11 protein-coding genes are annotated in these 22,009 nt (G+C 67.6%); 6 read left to right on the forward strand and 5 right to left on the reverse strand.

What is annotated here, in order from left to right; all coding sequences use genetic code 11:
- Window positions 1-6: 6 nt before the first annotated feature.
- Window positions 7-7,356 carry a HAMP domain-containing protein gene (locus tag DB31_RS41315; RefSeq protein WP_476702770.1) on the reverse strand — a complete coding sequence of 2,450 codons (7,350 nt, stop codon included), beginning with the start codon at window positions 7,354-7,356 and terminating at the stop codon, window positions 7-9.
- Between the two features lie 676 nt (window positions 7,357-8,032).
- Window positions 8,033-8,917, reverse strand: coding sequence for a hypothetical protein (locus DB31_RS41320; protein ID WP_044198773.1), 885 nt, complete (start codon window positions 8,915-8,917; stop codon window positions 8,033-8,035).
- An 89-nt stretch (window positions 8,918-9,006) separates the two neighbouring features.
- Between DB31_RS41320 and DB31_RS41325 the strand changes: the two genes are divergently transcribed.
- Complete coding sequence (locus DB31_RS41325) at window positions 9,007-9,408, forward strand: hypothetical protein (protein ID WP_044198774.1); 402 nt, start codon at window positions 9,007-9,009, stop codon at window positions 9,406-9,408.
- An 8-nt stretch (window positions 9,409-9,416) separates the two neighbouring features.
- Here DB31_RS41325 and DB31_RS41330 read toward each other — a convergent pair whose 3' ends face one another.
- A complete protein-coding gene (locus DB31_RS41330) occupies window positions 9,417-9,641 on the reverse strand; it encodes a hypothetical protein (RefSeq protein ID WP_044198775.1) in 225 nt (74 codons plus the stop codon).
- Window positions 9,642-9,977: 336 nt separating this feature from the next.
- Between DB31_RS41330 and DB31_RS41335 the strand changes: the two genes are divergently transcribed.
- The 5 genes from DB31_RS41335 to DB31_RS41355 all read left to right on the forward strand — a co-directional run bounded on the left by DB31_RS41335 (window position 9,978) and on the right by DB31_RS41355 (window position 19,722).
- The gene (locus DB31_RS41335; protein WP_044198776.1) at window positions 9,978-11,807 is read left to right on the forward strand and encodes a tryptophan dimethylallyltransferase family protein; all 1,830 of its coding nucleotides are present in this window, start codon (window positions 9,978-9,980) and stop codon (window positions 11,805-11,807) included.
- Between the two features lie 168 nt (window positions 11,808-11,975).
- The gene (locus tag DB31_RS48355; protein ID WP_157232412.1) at window positions 11,976-17,267 is read left to right on the forward strand and encodes an OmpA family protein; all 5,292 of its coding nucleotides are present in this window, start codon (window positions 11,976-11,978) and stop codon (window positions 17,265-17,267) included.
- A gap of 227 nt (window positions 17,268-17,494) precedes the next feature.
- Window positions 17,495-18,193: a hypothetical protein gene (locus DB31_RS45765; protein ID WP_052420657.1), complete on the forward strand. Its 699-nt coding sequence runs from the start codon at window positions 17,495-17,497 to the stop codon at window positions 18,191-18,193.
- A 57-nt stretch (window positions 18,194-18,250) separates the two neighbouring features.
- Window positions 18,251-19,510, forward strand: a complete 1,260-nt coding sequence (locus DB31_RS41350) for a serpin family protein (RefSeq protein WP_052420658.1) — start codon at window positions 18,251-18,253, stop codon at window positions 19,508-19,510.
- Window positions 19,507-19,722, forward strand: a complete 216-nt coding sequence (locus DB31_RS41355; RefSeq protein WP_044198777.1) for a hypothetical protein — start codon at window positions 19,507-19,509, stop codon at window positions 19,720-19,722. Before DB31_RS41350 ends, DB31_RS41355 begins: the two co-directional genes overlap by 4 nt.
- A gap of 3 nt (window positions 19,723-19,725) precedes the next feature.
- Here the strand turns inward: DB31_RS41355 and DB31_RS41360 are convergent, their stop codons facing one another.
- Complete coding sequence (locus DB31_RS41360; protein ID WP_052420659.1) at window positions 19,726-20,814, reverse strand: metallophosphoesterase; 1,089 nt, start codon at window positions 20,812-20,814, stop codon at window positions 19,726-19,728.
- Between the two features lie 73 nt (window positions 20,815-20,887).
- Window positions 20,888-21,859, reverse strand: coding sequence for an SDR family oxidoreductase (locus DB31_RS41365; protein ID WP_044198778.1), 972 nt, complete (start codon window positions 21,857-21,859; stop codon window positions 20,888-20,890).
- Window positions 21,860-22,009: the final 150 nt, after the last annotated feature.

Here is a 22,009-nt window from a genome sequence, read left to right on the forward strand (position 1 = left end):
TCCAACTCAGGCGTTCACCCACAAACGGATGAGTTCGATGAGCTTGTCCGTATCCACCGGCTTGGGCAGGTAGTCACTGGCGCCAGCCGCCATACACTTCTCCCGGTCGTCCTTCAGGGCCTTGGCGGTGACGGCGATGATGGGGAGCCGGGACAGCCGCAAGTCCTGTCGGATGGCCCTCATGGTCTCGTAGCCGTCCATCTCCGGCATCATGATGTCCATCAGCACCACGTCCACGTCGGGCTGCTTCTTGAGCGACTCGATGGCTGCCCGGCCATTCTCCGCGAAGGAGACCTGCAGGCCGTGGTTCTCCAGGACGCTGGTGAGCGCGAAGATGTTGCGCATGTCGTCGTCCACGACGAGCACCTTGCGGCCGGCCAGGTCTCCATTGTGGTTGCCGTCTCTCTCGGCCAGCGCCTGACGGGCCCGGGGTGGCAGGTTCTGGTCCAGGCGGTGCAGGAAGAGCGCCGTGTCCCCCAGGAGCTGGTCCGGGCTCTTGGGCCCACTCTTGAGGATGACGCTGCCGGTGTAGCGCTTGAGGCGCGCCTCGTCCTTGGACGTCAGCTCCTTGCCGGTGTAGACGACGATGGGCAAGTCCCTGAAGCGCTGCTGCGTCTTCACCTCCTCCACCAGCTTCACGCCGTCCATGTCCGGCAGCAGCAGGTCGATGACGAGGCAGTCGAACTCCCCCTTCTCCAGGGAGCGCAGGGCCTCCTGGCCCGAGGGCACCGCCGCCACCGCCACGTCGTCGCCCTCGCCCAGCAGCTTGGAGAGGGTGTCGCGCTGCACGTCGTCGTCCTCGACGATGAGCAGCCGCCGCTCCTTGCGCTCCAGGAAGCGGGCCAGCTGTCCAAAGACGAGCTCCAGGCCCTCCTTGCTCACGGGCTTGGTGAGGTAGCCGAACGCGCCCTGGGTGTTGCCCTGGTGCTTGTCCATCACGCTGATGATGTGGACGGGGATGTGGCGCGTGCGGGGGTTGCGCTTGAGGCGCTCCAGCACGCTCCAGCCGTCCACCACCGGCAGCTGGATGTCCAGGGTGATGGCGTGCGGCAGGTACTCGTTGGCCATGGAGAGGCCGCTGTCGCCGCGGCTGGCCACCAGGACCTTGAAGCCCTTCTCGCGGGCCATCTGCGCCATGATGCGGGCGAACTTCAGGTCATCCTCGATGATGAGGAGGACGTGGTCCCCCTCGCGGATGTGCTCCCGGTCATCCTCCACCGCGAGCGGCCCCAGCACCATGTCCGCCGGGGGCGGCAGCGCCGCGTCCAGCACGTGCCCGTTGTCCGCCACGGGCGGGGGTGTCGGGAAGTTCGCCATGGGCGGGGGCAGTTCCTCCCGCTCCGAGCGGACGGACTCCGATGAGGCCGGGCGGACCACTACCGGGGACGCCGAGCGGCCCGAGGACACCGGGCTGAGCGGCATGGGCGGCGTGGACGGCGTGGACGGCGGCTTGGACGAGGACGGCGTGCTGCCCTCATCCTCGGGCCCCACGTACTCGGGCGGCATGTACAGCGTGAAGGTGCTGCCCTTGCCCGGCTCGCTGTCCACGTGGATCTCTCCCCCCAGCAGCTTGGCGATCTCGCGCGAGATGGACAGGCCCAGGCCGGTGCCACCGTACTTGCGCGCGGTGGAGCCGTCCGCCTGCTGGAACGCCTCGAAGATGAGCTTCTGCTTGTCCTTGGGGATGCCGATGCCGGTGTCCGTCACCGCGAAGGCGATGACGCGCTTGGCCTTGCGCAACACCTCGTGGTCCAGCCGGACGTTCTTCTCCGCCGGCTTCACCACCATCTTCACGCTCCCGGAGTCGGTGAACTTGAAGGCGTTGGAGAGCAGGTTCTTGAGGATCTGCTGCAGCCGCTGCGGATCCGTGCGGATGGTGCGCGGCGTGTTGGGCGCCAGCTCCACGGTGAACGTCAGGTTCTTCTGGTCGGCCACCGGGCGGAACGAGCGGTCCACGAACTGGTTGAGCTCGGTCAGGAGGATGTCCCGAGGCTCCACCTGCATCTTGCCGGCCTCTACCTTGGACAGGTCGAGGATCTCGTTGATGAGGCTGAGCAAGTCCCCGCCGCTGGCGTAGATGGTGTTGGCGTACTCCACCTGCTTGCCGCTGAGGTTGCCGTCCTTGTTGTCGGACAGGAGCTTGGCGAGGATGAGCAGCGAGTTGAGCGGGGTGCGCAGCTCGTGGCTCATGTTGGCCAGGAACTCGCTCTTGTACTTGGAGATGATGGTGAGCTGCTCGGCCTTCTCCTCCAGGCTGGCGCGGGCCAGCTCCACCTCGCGGTTCTTCTCCTCGACGGCGGTGTTCTGCTCCTTGAGCTGCTTGGCTTTCTCTTCCAGCTCGAGCGCCTGGGCCTCCAGCTCCACGTTGGTGCGCTTGAGCTCGTCCTGCTGCTGGGTGAGCTCCTTGGACTTGCTCTGCAGCTCCTGAGTGATGCTCTGCGACTGCTGGAGCAGCTCCTCGGTGCGCATGTTGGCCATGATCATGTTCAGCACCACGCCAATGCTCTCGGTGAGCTGATCCAGGAAGATCTGGTGGATGGCGCTGAACGGGTGGAAGCTGGCCAGCTCAATCACGGCCTTCACCTCGCCCTCGAAGAGGACGGGCAGGACGATGATGTTGAGCGGGGTGGACTCGCCCAGGCCGGACGAGATGGTGATGTAGTCCGCCGGCACCCGGGTGAGCAGGATGGTCTTCTTCTCCAAGGCGCACTGGCCGACCAGGCCCTCGCCGAGGCGGAAGCGGTTGGCGACGTTCTTGCGCTCACGGTAGGCGTAGGTGCTGGTGAGCTTGAGGACGGGCTGGGGGCCCTCCTGCTCCGCCAGGAAGAAGGCGCCGTGGTGGGCGCCGACCAGCGGCGTCAGCTCGCTCATGATGAGGCGGCTGACGGCCTCGAGGTTCTTCTGGCCCTGCATCATGCCGGAGAACTTCGCCAGGTTCGTCTTGAGCCAGTCCTGCTCCTGGTTCTTCTGCGTGGTCTCACGCAGGTTGTAGATCATCTGGTTGATGTTGTCCTTCAGCGCGGCCACTTCGCCCTCGGCGACGACCGTGATGCTGCGGGTCAGGTCGCCCTTGGTCACCGCGGTGGCCACATCGGAGATGGCGCGCAGCTGAGAGGTGAGCGTGCCGGCCAGCTGGTTCACGTTGTCCGTGAGCTGGCGCCACGTGCCGCGAGCGCCGGGCACGCGGGCCTGGCCGCCCAGCTTTCCTTCGATACCCACCTCGCGGGCCACCGTCGTCACCTGCTCGGCGAAGGTGCCCAGCGTGTCCGTCATGCTGTTGATGGTCTCCGCGAGCGCGGCGACCTCGCCCTTGGCATCCACCACCAGCTTCTGGCCCAGGTCACCATTGGCGACGGCCGTCACCACCTTGACGATGCCTCGCACCTGCGTGGTGAGGTTGGACGCCATGAAGTTCACGTTGTCCGTGAGGTCCTTCCACGTGCCCGCGACACCGGGCACACGGGCCTGGCCGCCCAGCTTCCCCTCGACGCCCACTTCACGGGCCACCGTGGAGACCTGCTCGGCGAAGGTGCCCAGCGTGTCGGTCATGTTGTTGATGGTCTCCGCGAGCGCGGCGACCTCGCCCTTGGCGTCCACCACCAGCTTCTGCTTCAGGTCGCCATTGGCGACCGCGGTCACCACCTTGACGATGCCGCGCACCTGAGTCGTCAGGTTGCGGGCCATGCTGTTCACGTTGTCCGTGAGGTCCTTCCAGGTGCCGGACACGCCGCGCACTTCGGCCTGGCCGCCCAGCTTTCCTTCCGTACCCACTTCCTTGGCGACGCGGGTCACTTCCGAGGCAAACGAGTTCAGCTGATCCACCATCGTGTTGATGGTGTTCTTCAGCTCCAGAATCTCGCCCTTCACGTCGACGGTGATCTTCTTGGACAGGTCGCCGTTGGCCACCGCCGTGGTCACCAGGGCGATGTTGCGCACCTGGGCGGTGAGGTTGGAGGCCATGGAGTTCACGTTGTCCGTGAGGTTCTTCCACGTGCCGGCGACTCCCGGCACCTCGGCCTGGCCGCCCAGCTTTCCTTCCGTACCCACTTCCTTGGCGACGCGCGTCACTTCCGAGGCGAAGGCGCGCAGCTGATCCACCATCGTGTTGATGGTGCTCTTCAGCTCCAGGATTTCGCCGCGGGCCTCGACCGAGATCTTCTGCGACAGGTCGCCGTTCGCGACGGCCGTCGTGACCTTGGCGATGTTGCGCACCTGGTCCGTCAGGTTGCCGGCGAGGACGTTCACGTTGTCCGTCAGGTCCTTCCACACACCGGACACGCCCTTCACGTCGGCCTGGCCGCCCAGCTTTCCTTCCGTGCCCACTTCCTTGGCGACGCGGGTCACTTCCGAGGCGAACGCGCGCAGCTGGTCCACCATCGTGTTGATGGTGTTCTTCAGCTCCAGCACCTCGCCCTTCACGCTGACGGTGATCTTCTGGGACAGGTCACCATTGGCGACGGCGGTCGTCACCTTGGCGATGTTGCGCACCTGGTCCGTCAGGTTGCCGGTCAGGGCGTTCACGTTGTCCGTCAGGTCCTTCCAGACGCCGGACACGCCCTTCACCTCGGCCTGGCCGCCCAGCTTGCCCTCGGTACCCACTTCCTTGGCGACGCGGGTCACTTCCGAGGCGAACGCGCGGAGCTGATCCACCATCGTGTTGATGGTGTCCTTCAGCTGGAGCACCTCGCCCTTCGCATCCACCGTGATCTTCTTGGACAGGTCGCCGTTGGCGACGGCCGTGGAGACCTCGGCGATGTTTCGCACCTGGGCGGTGAGGTTGTTGGCCAGCAGGTTCACGTTGTTCGTGAGGTCCTTCCACGTGCCGGCGACGCCCGGCACCTCGGCCTGGGCGCCCAGCTTCCCTTCCACACCCACCGTGCGGGCGACATCCGTCACCTGCTGCGCGAAGATGGAGAGCGTCTGGGTCATCGCGTTGATCGTGTCCGCGAGGGCGGCAATCTCACCCTTCGCTTCCACGATCAGCTTCTGGCTCAGGTCACCGTTGGCGACGGCCGTCACCACCTTGACGATGCCGCGCACCTGCGTGGTGAGGTTGGAGGCCATGAAGTTCACGTTGTCCGTGAGGTCCTTCCACACACCGGACACTCCGGGCACCACGGCCTGGCCGCCCAGCTTTCCTTCCGTACCCACTTCCTTGGCGACGCGGGTCACTTCCGAGGCGAAGGCGCGCAGCTGATCCACCATCGTGTTGATGGTGTTCTTCAGCTCCATCACCTCGCCCTTCGCGTCGACGGTGATCTTGCGGGACAGGTCACCCTTGGCGACCGCCGTCGTCACCTCGGCGATGTTACGAACCTGGTCGGTCAGGTTGTTCGCGAGCAGGTTCACGTTGTTCGTGAGGTCCTTCCACGTACCGGCCACACCGGGCACCACGGCCTGGGCACCCAGCTTGCCCTCGACGCCCACCGTGCGGGCCACGTCGGTCACCTGCTGCGCGAAGATGGAGAGCGTCTCCGTCATCGCGTTGATGGTGTCGGCCAGCTCGGCCACCTCACCCTTGGCGTCCACCTTCAGGCGCTGGGTCAGGTCGCCGTTGGCGACCGCAGTCACCACCTTGGCGATGCCTCGCACCTGGGTGGTGAGGTTGGAGGCCATGATGTTCACGTTGTCCGTGAGGTCCTTCCACGTACCGGCAACGCCCTTCACCTCGGCCTGACCACCCAGCTTGCCGTGCGTACCCACCTCGCGAGCGACGCGGGTCACCTCGGCGGCGAAGCTGTTGAGCTGGTCCACCATCGTGTTGATGGTGTTCTTCAGCTCCAGCACCTCGCCGCGAGCGTCGACGGAGATCTTCTTGGACAGGTCACCCTTCGCGACCGCCGTCGTCACCAAGGCGATGTTTCGCACCTGGGTGGTGAGGTTGGAGGCCATGAAGTTCACGTTGTCCGTGAGGTCCTTCCACGTACCGGCAACGCCCTTCACCTCGGCCTGACCGCCCAGCTTGCCGTCCGTACCCACTTCCTTGGCGACGCGCGTCACTTCGGCGGCGAACGAGTTGAGCTGGTCCACCATCGTGTTGATGGTGTTCTTCAGCTCCAGCACCTCGCCCTTCACGTCCACGGTGATCTTCTTGGACAGGTCACCCTTGGCCACCGAGGTCGTCACCTCGGCGATGTTTCGCACCTGGGCGGTGAGGTTGTTCGCCATCAGGTTCACGTTGTCCGTGAGGTCCTTCCACGTCCCTGCGGCACCGGGCACCTGCGCCTGCGCACCCAGCTTGCCCTCGACACCCACCGTGCGGGCGACGCTGGTCACCTGCTGGGCGAAGACGTTCAGGGTGTCCGTCATGTTGTTCAGCGTGGCGCCCAGGGCCGCAATCTCGCCCTGCGACGGCACCTGCAGCTTCTGGCTCAGGTCACCATTGGCGACGGCCGTCACCACCTTGACGATGCCGCGCACCTGGGTGGTGAGGTTGGAGGCCATGAAGTTCACGTTGTCCGTGAGGTCCTTCCACACACCGGACACGCCCTTCACCTCGGCCTGGCCACCCAGCTTGCCCTCGGTGCCCACTTCCTTGGCGACGCGGGTCACCTCGGCGGCGAAGCTGTTGAGCTGGTCCACCATCGTGTTGATGGTGTTCTTCAGCTCCAGCACCTCGCCCTTGGCGTCCACCGTGATCTTCCGGGACAGGTCGCCCCGAGCTACCGCCGTGGAGACCTCCGCGATGTTTCGAACTTGCGTGGTGAGGTTGGAGGCCATGAAGTTCACGTTGTCCGTGAGGTCCTTCCACGTACCGGCAACGCCCTTCACATCGGCCTGGCCACCCAGCTTGCCGTCGCTGCCCACTTCCTTCGCGACGCGCGTCACTTCGGCGGCGAACGAGTTCAGCTGATCCACCATCGTGTTGATGGTGTCCTTCAGCTGGAGCACCTCGCCCTTGGCGTCCACCGTGATCTTCTTGGACAGGTCACCCTTGGCCACCGCCGTGGACACCTCGGCGATGTTGCGCACCTGGGCCGTCAGGTTGCTGGCCATGATGTTCACGTTGTCCGTGAGGTCCTTCCACGTACCCGCGACACCCTTCACATCGGCCTGGCCACCCAGCTTGCCGTCGCTGCCCACTTCCTTCGCGACGCGCGTCACTTCCGAGGCGAATGCGCGGAGCTGGTCCACCATCGTGTTCACGGTGGTACCGATGCGGAGGAACTCGCCCTTCACCGACTGGCCGTCGATCTCGAGGGCCATCTTCTGGGTCAGGTCGCCCTCGGCCACCGCCACCAGCACGCGGGCCACTTCCGTGGTCGGCAGCACCAGGTCGCCGATCAGCGCGTTGATGGAGTTGACGCTGGTGGCCCAGCCCCCGCGCACGTCTCCGAGGTTGACGCGCTCACCCATGCGGCCCTCGCGGCCGACCACGCGCTCGACGCGGACCATCTCATCCGTGAAGGTGGCGTTGCGGCCCACCAGCGCGTTGAAGGCCTGGGCGATCTCGTCCAGCACCGGGTTGCCCGAGGCCTCCGGCAGCCGGACGCTGAAGTCACCGGACTCGGCGGACAGGAGGGCCGTCAGCAGCGGATAGAGCGGCTCGCCCGGCTTGACCCGCCGCGAAGCTCCCAGCTGGGTACCCCCGATGACGCCCCTGCCGTGGCCATCGCCGTTGCGCTTGGTGCCGTTGCCGTTGCGCTTGCCATGAGGGCTCGCGGCGGACTCGGCCGCCAGCTCAGCGACAGGCTTGTCCTCGGCCAGCCGGGCCCGGACCCGGTTGCCGGGCTTGGAACCGGCCGGGGGAGTCTCGCCTCCAGCGGCGGGTTCCTTACGGCGGGCACCGCGCTTCTTGCCATCGGAGGGTGAGTTGTCGTTCGAGTCCAAGGAGATGAACCTCAGCTGAAAATGAAAAAGACGCGCCTCCACGAAGGGGCGCGCGCTCAACTGCCCAGTACTAGAGGAGTTCCGAGAGTTGTCGACTGCTGAGCGGTGCCGCCCAGGTCAACGGTTCAGAACTCAACCTCATTCGATCGAGGGCCCATGCTCCGGGTGAACCCAAGGAGCCATGGGCTTGGGTAGTAACGCATCAGGGCCTCGGAGCCGTGCACGGAAGTCCGTCGCAGCCCTGGACGTAGAGCGCCAGCCCGGAGAGCCGCCGTGCGGGCGTCCGGAAGCGGTGGGGCGCCTCAGCCCGCTCCCCCGTCCTGAGATCCAGCGTGAGCGCTTGCCCCTGTCCCGGCCCACAGGCGAGCAGGACGCGCTCAGGCGTGTCCAGCCACCAGAGGACCTCGACCTGGCAGGGGGCCTCGGCGCGAAGGGGGGTGAGGGTGCGCGCCTCGTAGGCCACCACCCCGCCGCTCACCACCACGGCCGCCACAGCTCCGCCCGGGCCTACGGTGAGTGCCCCCACTGCGGGCAGCCGAGCCTGCCCCAGCACCTCCCCCTGGGGGGAGATGGAGAGCAACTGGCCCTCGGCGTCCAGGGCGATCACCCCCGCTGCATGGCCGGCGAGGGCCACGGGGGCAAAGTCCCCCACGGGCAGGAGCTGATCCGCCTCCTGGCGCAGCAGGTGCTCGCCTGTCGCCACCCAGAGCCGCCCGTCACCATCGAAGGTGATGGCAGCGGCGCCGGGCGCGGCGAACACGGTGGCAGGGCCCTCCTTGCGGCACAGGGCCACGGCGCGAGCCCCAAACGTCGCCGCCCGTGAGGCATCAGGCGCCACGGCCCAGCCCAGCCGGGGGCCCTGGAGCGCCCCCGTGAGACAGTGGTTGAGCGCACCGAAGTGGGGATCCGTGGTGGGCGAGGAGACGAGGTACGGCAGGCTCGTGGTGGCCACTGCGACGAGGAGGCCGAGGGCTGCGGCGGTGATGAGCGAGAGCGCCCACGAGCGGGGGGCCAGCGCGCGGGCGAGCCGGCCCCGGAAGCGGAGTCCCCTCCTGCCGGTCGTCAGGATGCCGTCGCGGTCGCGCAAGGTCAGACCTTGTTATCGAACCTGGCCCCCTTTCGCACCTCCCCCCGGCCACACGAGGATTGGCCCCAGCCATGCACTGAAGCCTGGGCATGGGTCTCTGGAGGCACATCCGGCGGTTTCTGTGGGTGGCGGGCATCACCTGCGTGTTGCTGCTGGCCACGGTGGAGTGTCTCTACCGGGCCGCACTCACGCGGCTCCCGCTGCTGCCCTCCAGCGTGAGCGGAATGGCCGTGCCCACGGTGCTGATGCGTGCCACGTGGGAGGAGGAGGGCCCGGCGGTGCTCCGGGTCCGGAGCCTGATGCCGTGGACGCTGCTCAAGGTACTGACGGCGGTGCTCCGCGCGCGCAAGCGGCCCACGTCCTCGCTCGAGGGCTTCGCGCTGGCGAACCACTCGGCCCGCCGCTGGCTCCACCTGCTGGACGCCCAGGCCCCGCGGCGCTACCCGGGCTTCGAGATGCTCCTGCCGGGCCGTGAGGTGCTGCGGGCCTGAGGAGCGACTCAGGGCTTGCGCGGCTTGGACGACTCGGACTTCTGCTGGAGCCGCTCGGAGAAGCGGCTCTTGCCCGTGGGAGGCAGCACCTCCGCCGCGATGCGCTCCCGCTTCGCCTGCGCCAGGGGGCTGGCCGGATCTCCCTCTTGCGCCTCCTTCTCGTAGCGATCCTGGCCACTGAGGACGCGGCCCACGGCCTGAGATCGAATGGTGCGGCGGTTCGTATCCACCATGGTGCGGTGCGGACCTCCGAAGAAGAGGGCCCTCTTCTACCGCGAATGGCACGGCCGCGCCTGCAACGGAGGAAGCAGGCCGTCCCCTCCTGAACGGGATGCTGGGACTGCGGTCCAGGGCTCTGGCGGCCGCGATCCCGATCCGCCACCCTTCTCCCCCAAGCCGCTTTTTTTGTGTCTATCGCTTTGACCCCAATGGAAAAATGCGCTACTTATCGAATCCATCAAGGCGCACTGCGGCTCATGGAGACCTCAGCACGCCCAGACGCGGTGGGGGGTAGCGAAACGAGAGCACCCGCACACGTTCGGGGCACGGTTTTCTAGAGAGGGAGCGCAATGAAGAAGGTCTTGGGACATTTGGAGGAGCAGCAACAGGGCTTCGCGGTTTCTCCCTTCGTGACCTTCTTGATGGACCCGTGTTTCGCGCCGCAAGACCGGCTCCGGTTCTTGCCGTGTGTGGCGCCGCTGATGATGGGCTCCTCGGAGCTGGCCAGCAGCCTTCAGGGCGAGGACAACCCCGTGGAGACGGGGACGACGCCTCCCGAGAGCCCGTACTGGGCGCCGTTCCTGAAGGATCTGCAGCTGCTGGATCTGCACGCGTTCTCCGACTTCAACTCGATGCTGCAGTTGCTGTGGGGCGAGAACTGCGCCCCGGTGCGCGAGGTGCTCTACGACTTCATCGCGCTGGCGCGCTCGGCCACCCCGCTGCGGCGGCAGATCCTTCTCATGGCGCTGCAGTCGGTGGGCCAGGTGGCCTTGATTGCGATGGAGCAGGTGGCGCGCGAGCTGGAGGCCAGCACCCGCAAGCACCTGAGGACCGTCGACTCGCTGCGCGGCCAGGTGCAGATGCGGCTGCTGGGCGAGGAGCTCCTCGGCGTGGAGATGACCGCCGAGGAGGAGCAGCAGGCCCTCCGCGACGTCAACCAGGTGTTCTCGCTGGTGGATGAGCTGACCGACTACCTGCTGGAGCACGTGCAGGAGTGGTTCGCCGGCCAGCAGAAGCCCTCGCGGCAGGCCATCATGGCCGAGCAGATCGCCAAGATGAGCTTCCGGGACTTCGGCAACACGCGCATCGCCTCGCTGTGCAAGTCGGCCGGCTTCACCTCGGCGGATACCCAGAAGGTGCAGCAGTACTTCACCTTCATGACGGACTCGTGGAGCTCGCGGCTGGTGGGCGAGCACTCTCCTTGGAAGTCCGACATCTCGGACGACCACACCCCCTTCGAGCTCTCCATCGCACTGGAGGGCAGCCGCCCCGAGATTCGCTTCCTCATCGAGGCGCAGAACCACCCCACCACCCTGCAGACCAGCTGGGATGACGGGCTGGCGCTCAACGAGCGGCTCAACAAGGAGTTCGGCCTCTCGCTGGACCACTTCAACAAGGTGAAGGACCTGTTCGAGCCGCACAACCCCCAGGCGCGCTTCTCCCTGTGGCACGCCTTCTGCCTCAAGCCGGACCGGGGCGCGGAGATCAAGGTCTACCTCAACCCGCAGGCGCGCGGCCCCGAGCACGCCAACGCGATTGTGGAGGAGGCGCTGTCTCGGCTGGGCTTCGCCCATGCGTGGCGCTTCCTGTCCCAGGTGGTGATGAAGCGCGGCGCCCAAGACCAGGTGCTCTACTTCTCCCTGGACATGGGCGGGCAGGCGGTCTCCCGCGTGAAGATTTACGTGGCGCACCGGGATGCGGCCCCCGAGGACATCGAGGCGGCCATGGCCCAGGCCAAGGAGTATGTGGCTGGCGAGGCGCGGGCCTTCTGCGAGGCCATCCAGGGCGATGACAACAAGTTCTCGGCGCCGCGCTCGACGCTGACGTGCTGGGCGTTCACCTCGGACGACGACGACAAGCCCTACAGCGCCACGCTGCACTGCCCCATCCGCTGCTACGCGGACAACGACCGGGATGCGCTGCGCCGCGTCCGCGCGGTGCTCGACCCCAAGAGCCACGCGGTGCTGGACCGGTGCGTGTGGGCACTGGCCAACCGGCCGCTGGAGGCCGGCGTGGGGCTGATTCAGTGGGCCTCCATGCGGCGCGAAGGTGGCCGGGTGCGCACCACCTTCTACCTGGCCACCGAGGCCTACGGCACCGTGGCGCCTCGCAAGTCCACCTCGCACCGCGTCCACGTGCCGGACCTGATGAACGCCGAGATCTTCCAGCTCAGCGCTTGAATGCTCGCCGGGAGCACCTCCTCGCGACGCCCACCTGCCGGGTCGGTTCTCAGCATCTCATGATCTGAGAATCCGCCGCACCCGCGGGGGGCTATCGCGTTGTTCCGCTTTTGCGAGGATACTCAGCACGTAAGGCGCTCGCTCCCGGGCACAGGAGTCATCCCCTTCATGCATATGTCCAGGTTCCCTCTGTCGGCGCTGCTCGCCGCTGTCTGCGCGCTGCTGACTGCCTGCGGTCAGACCTCCCCTGATACGTCCACTCCCGTCCATCAGGAGTTCGCCCTGCCAGGTTCGGACGGCGATCTGACGCTCTCGGACGGCTTCACCGTGGTGAATCAGTACGCCGTCCTCGCGGCGGACGCGAGCGCGGGTGCCAGCAGCATCCAGGTGACAGACATCACCCAACTGACGTCGCCCCGGTCGGGCCCGCTGGAGGGTGGAGATCTCGTCTTCATCATCCAGATGCAGGGCGCCACCATCGACACCTCGAACAGCCCCACGTACGGCGCCATCACCAGCCTCAACAGCGCGGGCTTCCATGAGTTCGCGGTGGTCCGCCGCGTGGAGGGCAACACCATCCACCTGGCCTGCGCTGGACTGCAGCACAGCTACGCCACCGCGGGCCGGACCCAGGTGGTGCGCGTGCCGCAGTTCAACAACCTCACCATCGAGAACGGCGCCTTCGTCCAGGCGCGGCCCTGGGACGGGCAGCGCGGCGGCGTCGTGGTGGTGCACGTCAACGGCGTCACCACGCTGGATGGAACCATCACCACCACCGGCCAGGGCTTCCGGGGAGGCGCCGTCGAGAACGCCTCGCGCACCGCTCCGGCGCAGGTCACCCTTTATCTCTCGGGCGATGCACGGGATGGCGCCGAGAAGGGCGAGAGCATCGCCGGCGATACCACCGTCTATGACGCCCTGGGCGGACGCTATGGCCGCGGTGCCCCAGCCAACGGCGGCGGCGGCGGCAACAGCCACAACGCGGGCGGCGGCGGCGGCGCCAACGGCAACAACGGCCGGCCCTGGAGTGGCCAGGGCGTCATGAATGCCTCGGTGGCAGGGGCCTCCGCGTGGCAGCTCGATCCGGGCTACATCGCCAATGGCAACGCGCTGACGGACTCCTCCGGTGGCGGACGCGGCGGCTACAGCGCCGCCATCTCCAACCAGAACGCGCTCACCGTGGGTCCCAACAACGCCGCGTGGGGTGGCGACTACCGCGCGGAGGCCGGCGGCCTGGGAGGGCGGCCGCTCAACAATGACGTCACCTCTCGGCTGTTCCTCGGCGGTGGTGGCGGCGCGGGCGACGCGAACAACAGCGCGGCGAACCCCGGCGGCAACGGCGGCGGTCTCGTGTACCTCGTCTCGCCCACCGTGGTGGGCAGTGGAACCATCGAGGCCAACGGCGAAAACGCCGGCAGCACCCTGCCCGCGCACAATGATGCGCCGGGCGGCGGCGGCGGTGGCGGCACCGTCGTGGTCCTCAGCGACGACCTGTCGAGCATTGCCGTGGAGGCCTTCGGTGGCCAGGGCGGCAACCAGCTCTCCATCACCACCGAGGCCGAGGGCCCCGGCGGCGGTGGTGGCGGCGGCTTCATCGCGGTGAGCGCGGGCGCTCCGCCGCTGTTCGCCCACGGAGGACTGTCGGGAACCACCGGCTCGTCGTTGCTGACCGAGTTCCCTGCCAACGGCGCCACCTATGGGGCCAGTGGCCAAACGGTGCGCGTCCCCAACCCGGATCCGTCCTGGCTCACGTGCGCGCCGCTGGATCTCGCGGTGACGATCACCGACGGGCAAACCACCACCCTTCCGGGAGCCACCGTCACCTATACGGTGACCGTCACCAACGGCGGCCCCTCGAACGCGACGAATGCTCCTGTCTCCGTGCCGCTGCCCACCCAGGCCTCGGGCGGCAGCTGGACGTGCGCGGGCGCTGGAGGCGCCACCTGTCAGGCGGCCAGTGGCACCGGGGGCATCTCGACGAACGTCTCCGTCCCCGTCGGCGGCACGGTGACCTTCACCTTCACCGTCAACGTGAGCCTCTCCGCCACCGGCACGCTCGTGGCGACGGCCACCGTCTCCGAACCGGCCACGCTGACGGATGCCAACCTCGCGAACAACACCGCTACCGACACGGACACGATCCTCCCCGTGGCGGATCTCTCGGTGACCCTGACGGACTCGGCGGATCCTTCTCCGGAGCGGAGCCCGGTCGTCTACACCGTCCAGGTGGGCAACGGCGGCCCCAACACCGCCAACTCCGTCACTGTCACGTTCCCGGTCCCGGCCAGCACCACCTTCACCAGCGCGACGGGCGCGGGGTGGAGCTGCTCGCAGGCCGCGGGCACGGTCACCTGCACCCTTCCGACCCTGGCACCGGGCAACGCCCCGGCCATCGCCATCACCGTGCAGCCCACCATCACCAGCGGGACGATCAACGCCTCGGTCTCCGTGAGCTCGCCGACGATCGATCAGGTCCAGGCCAACAACTCCGACACGGAGACCACGGCGATCGTCGCGGTGAACGATGCCCCCGTGAACACCGTTCCCGGGCCCCAGACCACGGCCGAGGACACCTCGCTCGTCTTCTCCTCCGCGAGGGGCAATGCGCTCTCCATCTTCGACGAGGATGCGGGCAGCCAGCCCGTCAAGGTGACCCTCACCGTGACGCACGGCACCCTCACCCTGGGCAGCACCGTGGGGCTGAGCTTCTCGGCGGGCGATGGCTCGGTGGACGCGACGATGACCTTCACGGGCTCACAGGCCGATATCAACGCCGCGATCGCGAGCGTCACCTACGCTCCGGACGCCAACTACTACGGCAGCGCCACCCTCACGATCACCACGGACGACCAGGGCAACACCGGTAGCGGCGGACCGAAGAGTGACACGGACACCGTGGCCATCACCGTCACCCCAGTGAACGATCCGCCCACCGCCGTGGATGACGCGGTCACGATGACGACCATTACGACGGCACGGCCCATCGACGTGCTGGCCAATGACTCGGCGGCGCCTGACGACGGAGAGACCCTCACGGTCATCACCGTGACGCAGGGCAGCCGGGGTGGCACTGTGACCATCATCGAAGGGGGCGCTCGCGTCACCTACCAGCACACGCCCAACTTCAGCGGCATCGAGACCTTCACCTACACCATCAGCGACGGGAAGGGCGGCACGGCGACCGCCACCGTCACGGTCACCGTGCGCGGAGACCGCGATGGCGACGGGCTGCCGGATGACGACGAGCCGGGCCACGGCACCGACCCGAACAATCCGGACACGGATGGTGACGGCATCCCGGACGGCACCGAAGTCCACACGGGCACCGACCCGACCAAGCCCGACACCGATGGCGACGGCCTGCCCGACGGCAAGGAGGACGAAAACCACAACGGCGTGGTCGACCCGGGCGAGACCGACCCGCGCAACCCCGACACCGACGGCGGTGGCTTCAATGATGGGGAAGAGGAGGATCGCGGCACGGATCCGCTGAACCCGAACGACGACGTGGAGCGCCGCGTGGTCGGCAGTGGCTGCAGCAGCTCGGGCAACAGCGGCCTGACGGGCCTCGCGGGGATGATGCTCGCCCTGGTGTTCCTGACGCGCCGGAGCCGCCCGGCGCTCTCCATGGGCCGCTCGCGGAGCCTCCGCTCCCTGGTGACGCTCGGAGCCGTGGGGGCGCTGACCGCCTCCGGCGCCTCGTGGGCGCAGGGCACCTCGGCCGCCATCGACGTGCAGCAGTTCCGGCCCGCCCCGGGCAAGGCCGACGTGCTCGGCCTGCACAGCCCGGGAGTGCAGGGGCACTTGAACTGGCAAGCAGGGCTCTTCTTCAACTACGCCCACGAGCCGCTCGTCGTCATCAACCCGGCCAACGCCGACCGGCTGCAGCACCTGGTGCGCAACCAGCTCGGCTTCGACCTGATCGGCTCCATCGGCCTGGGCGAGCGCTTCGAGCTGGGCCTCGTGGCCCCGCTCAAGATCGAGCGCGGTGAGTTCGGCGAGCTGCCCACCGGCAACCTGGAGCAGTCGTGGAAGGGCGGCCTGGGTGACCTCCGGCTCGTCCCCAAGGTGTTACTTCTAGAACGCGACACCCTGCGGCTGGGGCTCGCGGCGCCGATGGTGATGCCCACGGCGGGCGCCTCGGAGCTTCAGGGCCAGAAGGGGTTTGGGGTGCAGCCGCGGCTCGCGGCGGACTACGCCTTCGAGAGCGGCACCCGGCTGCTGGCCAACCTGGGCCTCAACGTGCGCAGCCGCCAGGAGCTGAGCAACCTCTCGGTGGGCAATGAGCTGAGCTACAGCGTGGGCGCCGCCATTCCTTTCGAGGTGAAGGAGCACCCGTTCACCGGCCTCGCCTCGCTGGGCGGTGCCCTGGGCCTGGGCGCCACGGGCGGAGCCAATGAGGAGGAGCGGCCGCTCGAGTTTCAGGCGGGGCTCCAGACGCGGGTGAGCAAGTCCATCGTGGCCTCGCTGGGCATGGGCAAGGGCCTCACGCTGGGCTACGGCATGCCCGTGTTCCGCGTGTTCACCGGCTTCTCGTATGCCTTCGAGCAGCCGCCCCGCCCCAAGGACACGGACGACGACGGCTTCCCCGACATCAGCGACGCCTGCCCCCTCGACGCCGAGGACAAGGACGGCTTCCAGGACGAGGACGGCTGCCCGGACCTCGACAATGATCAGGACGGTGTCCCCGACACGGCGGACAAGTGCCCGAACGTGCCCGAGGACAAGGACGGCTTCCAGGACGAGGACGGCTGCCCCGACCCCGACAATGACGGGGACGGCATCGTGGACGGCCAGGACACGTGCGTGCTGGAGGCCGAGGACAAGGACGGCTTCCAGGACGAGGACGGCTGCCCGGACCTCGACAATGACCAGGACGGCGTCCCCGACGGCTCGGACAAGTGCCCCAACGCGGCCGAGGACAAGGACGGCTTCCAGGACGAGGACGGCTGCCCCGACCCCGACAACGACCGCGATGGCGTGCCCGACGCGGACGACCTGTGCCCCACGGAGCAGGAGACCATCAACGGCGTGGAGGACGAGGACGGCTGCCCGGACAAGGGCGAGAGCAAGGTCCAGGTCACCAGCCAGAAGATCGTCATCAAGGAGAAGGTCTACTTCGACACCAACAAGGACGTGGTGCTGGAGCGCTCCTTCCCGCTGCTGAAGCAGGTGGCCCTGGTGCTCAAGGCCAACCCGCAGCTGAAGAAGGTCCGCATCGAGGGCCACACCGATGACCGGGCGGATGACGCCTTCAACCTGGACCTGTCCCAACGCCGCGCGGGCAGCGTGCTCAAGTACCTGGTGGAGGTTGCAGGCATCGACCCGAACCGCCTCATCTCCGAGGGCTTCGGCGAGACACGCCCGGTGGACACCAACAAGACGGCCGCGGGCCGCGAGAACAACCGCCGCGTCGAGTTCGTCATCATCGAAGTCGAAGGCGACAGCTCGCCGCAGTGAGTCATCTCAGCGGATGAGAGACGACAGTCACCATGGTGACTGTCGTCACCACCCCTACCTGGTGGCTGTAGTCACCACCTCTGACGAGGGTTTTTCCTCTCAAACCCTCGGAATCATTCAGACTTACCTTGCCCGCATGCCTCCTTCATTTCATGGCATGCGGGCTGCAGTAGGGGTCCAGCACACAGCGCGGCCAACTCTGGCCGGCTTCTGCAAGGACCCCCGCCATGCGCGTCAACGCTCTCTCCACCCCGGTTGCCTCCCGCCCCACTGAGACCCAGTCCCTCGTCGCGCAGAAGCCCGCGGTGGAGGCCAAGCCGGCCGAGATTCGCCAGCTGCCCGGCCGCCCGGTGGACAGCTTCTTCGACCCGAGCCTGCTCAAGCGCCCCGACGCCCAGACGCGCGCCACCCAGGGTGACCAGCTGCACGACATCGCCGACGGCGTGCGCAACGGCTCGCTCACGGAGCAGGAGGCCCAGAAGCTGCTGGCCGAGCAGCAGAAGATCGCCGACGCCCAGAAGGAGGCCATGGCGGACGGCAAGCTGACGCTGGGCGAGCGCCTCAAGCTGGCCATGATGCAGGGCCGCGCCGGGCAGAACATCGACAGCGCCAAGGGCAACTCGGACCGCGACGTGTTCGCCCGCTTCGACAAGGACGCGCAGCGCCAGGCCGGTCAGATTGACCAGCTGGCCAACGGCCGCACCAGCGGCAACATCACCCACTCCGAGGCCGGGAAGCTGATCGGCCAGCAGGCGGAGATCGCCGGCGCCCGTAACAACCAGGGGGCACTCTCGGAGCTGGTGACCGGCATGAAGCAGAGCGAGGCGCAGAAGGACCTGGACCGCCACAGCAAGCCGGGCACGCAGTTCGACTTCGACATCAAGAACCTTCCGCCGTTCTACATGAAGGCCGCCATCAACGGGTAAAGCGGTGGCAGTCCCCGCCGGTTCGCGCCAAGGTGACTCCATCGACCAGGAGCCACCATGCCGACCCGGAAGCCCGAGGACTCCACCGCGCCCGTCGCGCCGCCCTCCGACGAAGAGCAGCGAAGGCTCGCCCAGAGCAACAATGCCTTCGCCGTGGAGCTCTGGCGCCAGGTGAATGGAAGTCCCGGCAACCTCGCGCTCTCGCCCGCGAGCATCACCCTGGCGCTCGCGATGGCCTGGGGCGGTGCCCGCGGTGAGACCGCGAGCGAGATGAAGCAGGTGCTCCACTTCCAGGGCAGCGCCGATGAAGTCATGGCCTCGGCGGGCCAGCTGCTCCAGGCGTGGAACACGAGCACCGGGAACACCGTGCTGCGCGTGGTGAACCGGCTGTTCGGCTCGAAGAGCTACACCTTCGAGCAGCCCTACCTGGACAAGACGAAGGCCACCTTCAACGCCCCGCTCGAGCCGGTGGACTTCGACAACGACATCGAGGCCACGCGCGAGTCCATCAACGCCTGGGTGGCGCGGCAGACGGAGGACCGCATCCAGGGCCTGCTGCCCGAGCGGAGCCTGAGGCCCCGTCTGACGAAGCTCGTGCTCGTCAATGCGGTCTACTTCAAGGCGGTCTGGGCCCACCTCTTCTCGGAGGACCAGACCGTGAGCGAGCCGTTCTTCGTCACGTCCACGGTGAAGAAGGACGCGGACCTGATGCGCCGCACGGGCAGCTACGCCTATGCCGAGCAGGATGGCGTGAAGGTGCTGGAGCTCCCCTATCGGGACGGGGCGTGGTCGATGATCTTCGCCCTGCCGGACGCAGTGGATGGGCTCGCGGAGGTGGAGCGGAACCTGTCGAGCGAGGTGCTCAACGACTGGGTCACCGCGCTGCGCACCGAGACCGTGAACGTCGCGCTGCCGCGCTTCGAGGTCAACCCGGAGGCGCCAGTGGAGCTGGGAGACGCCCTGATGAACCTGGGCATGGCGCGGGCCTTCGACGCGCAGCGGGCGGACTTCACGGCGATGGCGAACCCTCCCAACTCCAGCGAGCGCCTCCATATCAGCAAGGTCTTCCACAAGGCCTTCGTGAAGGTGAACGAGCAGGGCACCGAGGCCGCCGCCGCCACCGCCGTCGTGATGATGGCGCGGAGTGCGATGGGCCGGCAGCGCGAGCCTAAGGACTTCCGCGCGGACCACCCGTTCCTCTTCTTCCTGCGCGACAAGGCCTCGGGGATGATCCTCTTCATGGGGCGCGTCTCCGAGCCGCCGGTCTCCACCGCTCCCAAGCGGAGTGAGCCCAACCTCGCTGGACGGGGGGAATGAAGGATCCGCGCGACTTCCTCCCCGACGTGCGTGACGGGCTCACGCGCGCCGAGCGCATCATCCTCCACACCCTGCACCAACTGCAGCAGGAGCGCGGCGAGCGCGGTGTTCCCACGGCCATGCTCTACGGGCACGTCGTCGAGCACATCAACCTGAGCCCCGCCGAGTTCCAGGAGATCCTCGCTCGGCTCGTGGGCCGAGGGAGCCCGTGAGGCTCAAGCCGCGCGCAGCGTGATGACGGCCAGCTCCGGCGGAGCGCCCAGGCGCACCGGAGGCCCCGTGGTGCCCACGCCCCGGTTCACGTAGAGCCACGAGCGCCCTTGCCGGTACAGCCCGGCAGTCCAGCGGGTGATCAGCCGCGCCAGCGAGAGCCGGCGAACTCCCGGCACGCCGAGTTGCCCCCCGTGCGTGTGGCCTGAGAGCGTCAGCTCGACGCCACGGGCCTGCGCCTGCGGAAACAAGTCCGGGTCATGCGCGAGCAGCACGGTGGGCACGCCCTCGGGACGGCCCGCGAGCGCGCGCTCCACGTCATCGCGCGAGGTCCACGTGTCATCCACGCCGGCGACGTACAGGCGGCCCGCCCCGCGCTTCACCACCACGCCTCGATTGCGCAGCACGGTGAGCCCCTCGTGCTCCAGGGAGCGGACGATGTGCTCGCCGTCGGTGAAGTAGTCATGATTGCCCATGCAGGCGAATGCGCCGTCCTTCGCGCGCAGGCCTCCGAGCGCCCGCGCGACGGCCTCGACGTGCGAGGACCCATGGGTGATGAGGTCTCCCGTGACGGTCACCAGATCCAGGTTCAGTGCGTTGAGCCGGGCGACCCAGGAAGCGACGCGCTCCTCGGGGACATTCGGTCCGCAGTGCACGTCGGAGATCTGGCCGATGCGGTAGCCCTCCAGTTCGGGCGGGAGTCCGGGCACCCGCACCACCCGCTTCCGAAGCCGGGGCCGGCCCAGGACGGCATCCACGCCCATGGCGATCGCGATGGCTCCCGCCAGCCCCCAGGCCAAGCCTGTGGGCGCACCAGCGCGGACAGCCAGCCAAGCAGGAAGCATGAGCAGGTCGAACACCAGACAGGCGGACCACCACCCCAGCGCCAGGTAGGTCGACAACGCGGGCGGCGTGGAGTGCCAGGGGCTCTGGAGCTGGCGCAGGTACGGTGAGGACACCAGCAGCGCGAAAACCCCAGGCACCGGCGTGTGCGTGAGCCAGGAGAGCACCAGCACCACGGGGAGCTGGACGACTGTCACGAGGAGGGCCGCCAGCAGCTGGAAGCGGCTCCGAATGGGGGTTCGTCGGGACATGCGAACAGGGATTTAACTCGCTCGCATGCCGCTCGCTTTCATCAATGGAGCGGGCCCGCCCGCCCCCTGAGACTCAGGCGTACTGCCGCAGCTCGCGGACGAGCCGATAGGCCCCGAACCCCAGCGTCGTCACTACGGCGATGCGCCGCACCCACTGCTTGGAGCGCCCGTGGTAACCACCATGCACCGATGTCCCGTGGGAGACAGGGTGGTACAGGTTGCCCTCGGTCACCGCCTGAGGCGCTTCCTTCAAGTGGGACTTGGCTTGCTTGCGCATCATGCGATCGAAGGTGGCAGGTGCGACGTGGCGGATGGCCCCAAACAACGGCGCGGTGGCGCCCACGTAGATCTCCGCCTGCGGCCTCACGAGCATGTCTAGGATGACACCCGCCACCTTCTCGGGTGAATACACGGGTTCGGGCGCCTTGGCCTCCTTCCCCGTGTAGTTCGCGGCGTGCTCGAAGAGCGGCGTGTCGATGCCCGCGGGCATGACGTTGGAGACGCGCACAGCCGTATCGAGGAGCTCCTGCCGGACGGCGGAGGAGAATCCGCGCACGGCGTGCTTGCTGGCTGTGTACGCGGAGGCCAGGGCGACGCTGACGTTCGATGCCTCCGAAGAAACGTTGACGATCACCCCTCCCCGCTCCTGGGTCTTCATCTGCGCAGCCGCCGCGCGGGTGCCGTGGACGACCCCGAAGTAGTTGACGTCCATCAACCGCCGGTAGACGTGGATGGGCGTCTTCTCCAGAGAGCCCAGCGCGTAGACGCCCGCGTTGTTCACCCAGCCATCGATGCGCCCAAACGCCTGCACAGCCTGAGTGGCCAGGGCACTGACTTCATCCTCGTTGGCGACATCGGTCGGGACAACGAGGCACTGAGCGCCTGCCTGCTCGCACTCTTCTTGGAGAGAGCGCAGCGGATCCTCCCTGCGGGCGGCGAGCACCAGGCGGGCGCCAGCCTTGGCGAGCTGAAGCGCGGTCTCGCGGCCAATTCCACTCGAAGCACCGGTTATGACGATGACTGCGTCTTTGAGCTTCTTGCGCATCACGGTTCCTCACGGAAATTTGCTCAAAGCTGGGGTGCCATGGGTCCACTGGTGAGGGAGGCTTGCCACCCTGTCTGCCTTCTCTTCGAAGGAAAGAGCCCTCGCTCTCGGTCATCCGAGCTCCGGCGAACGGTGCTCCTGTCTCCTTTC

Origin of the sequence: Hyalangium minutum (genome assembly GCF_000737315.1) — a bacterium.
Taxonomy (GTDB): domain Bacteria; phylum Myxococcota; class Myxococcia; order Myxococcales; family Myxococcaceae; genus Hyalangium; species Hyalangium minutum.

Excerpts from the sequence above, each read along its gene's own strand:
- DB31_RS41325 (WP_044198774.1), top strand. The coding sequence starts at position 9,007 with ATGGGTCTCTGGAGGCACATCCGGCGGTTTCTGTGGGTGGCGGGCATC.
- DB31_RS41330 (WP_044198775.1), bottom strand. The coding sequence starts at position 9,641 with ATGGTGGATACGAACCGCCGCACCATTCGATCTCAGGCCGTGGGCCGC.
- DB31_RS45765 (WP_052420657.1), top strand. The coding sequence starts at position 17,495 with ATGCGCGTCAACGCTCTCTCCACCCCGGTTGCCTCCCGCCCCACTGAG.
- DB31_RS41365 (WP_044198778.1), bottom strand. The coding sequence starts at position 21,859 with ATGCGCAAGAAGCTCAAAGACGCAGTCATCGTCATAACCGGTGCTTCG.
- DB31_RS48355 (WP_157232412.1), top strand. The coding sequence starts at position 11,976 with ATGCATATGTCCAGGTTCCCTCTGTCGGCGCTGCTCGCCGCTGTCTGC.
- DB31_RS41360 (WP_052420659.1), bottom strand. The coding sequence starts at position 20,814 with ATGTCCCGACGAACCCCCATTCGGAGCCGCTTCCAGCTGCTGGCGGCC.
- DB31_RS41355 (WP_044198777.1), top strand. The coding sequence starts at position 19,507 with ATGAAGGATCCGCGCGACTTCCTCCCCGACGTGCGTGACGGGCTCACG.
- DB31_RS41315 (WP_476702770.1), bottom strand. The coding sequence starts at position 7,356 with ATGGGTGAGCGCGTCAACCTCGGAGACGTGCGCGGGGGCTGGGCCACC.
- DB31_RS41350 (WP_052420658.1), top strand. The coding sequence starts at position 18,251 with ATGCCGACCCGGAAGCCCGAGGACTCCACCGCGCCCGTCGCGCCGCCC.
- DB31_RS41335 (WP_044198776.1), top strand. The coding sequence starts at position 9,978 with ATGAAGAAGGTCTTGGGACATTTGGAGGAGCAGCAACAGGGCTTCGCG.